Genomic DNA, 1,002 nt, shown 5'->3' on the forward strand with positions numbered 1-1,002 from the left:
CGCCAGCGCCGGATTGCTGATGCGGGTATGCTGCACCTCAAAACGCAGCTGCCGCAAATCCGGCCGGCAGGGAATGGTGGCGACCGCCGCCTGTGTCAGCCCTTTGGATAACCGGTGCACTACGGCCCACCAGACCGGCACCGCCGCAGTCTGGTTATTCAGGCTGGACATCACCGGCGCATAACCACTTTTCTCAGGAGCGGCCGGTGTCCAGGTGCCACAACTTTTGGCCCGGGAGGGGTCATACTGAAGGGTGGTCAGGCTGACGCTGACCAGCGGCACACAGCAGAACACCATCACAAAAAACGCCCCGTAGAGCGTAGTCTCAAGCCGGGCCAGTGACTGCAAACCGCCGGCGCCGTCTTCTTCACCCCCCTCCCGTACCTGCAACCAGACCGTAATCACTTTCACCACCAACGGCAGGGTAAACACCCCGGTCGCCATCAGCAGGTGCCACAGGCCATTGTTCACCACCCAGCCCAGCAGGGTCAGGAAATATTCCAGATAGCTATTAGTCGTCATAATCCCCTTCCCGGACTGGCTGACAGCACATATTCACACAACAGGATAAACAGCACATTCGCTGCCATCATGCGTATTAACACGGCACGGGTTGCCGGTTTGTGTTCCGTCATCGTCCAGATTTTCCGGCCACCCAAAATCAGTAACATATAAAGGCTTAACCGCCATAACAGCCAGAGCGACGGATAATCGGCCAGCCCGCGACGCAGCGCAGACAGGGTGTCGGGAGACTGCATGCCGGCCTGGCCGAGGGCTAACGTCACGGTCATCACCAGGACGATAATCCCGCATAACCGAAGACCTTTTCTTAATCCTGAACGTTTTTTTTCCATCATTGACCTGACCGGTGAGGGGCTTCCAGCTGAGAAAACCGCGCATCCTGGCTGTCCGGCACCTGTTTTTGCGGATGGGCGTTAATGCGCTGCGTATCCCGTTCAATAATGGTCAGGATGGCATTGCGGGACAGCGCCTGTTTCAGGG

General features: G+C 57.8%; 2 protein-coding genes. Both read right to left on the reverse strand.

Annotated features, from left to right (window positions below; genetic code table 11):
* The coding region (locus Xinn_RS21030) for a conjugal transfer protein TraG N-terminal domain-containing protein (protein WP_211286047.1) at positions 1-522 on the reverse strand (522 nt) is incomplete at its 3' end.
* Positions 519-785, reverse strand: coding sequence for a hypothetical protein (locus Xinn_RS21035; RefSeq protein ID WP_244590293.1), 267 nt, complete (start codon positions 783-785; stop codon positions 519-521). The genes Xinn_RS21035 and Xinn_RS21030, both read right to left, overlap by 4 nt.
* Positions 786-1,002: the final 217 nt, after the last annotated feature.

It is taken from the genome of Xenorhabdus innexi (genome assembly GCF_002632485.1).
GTDB lineage: Bacteria > Pseudomonadota > Gammaproteobacteria > Enterobacterales > Enterobacteriaceae > Xenorhabdus > Xenorhabdus innexi.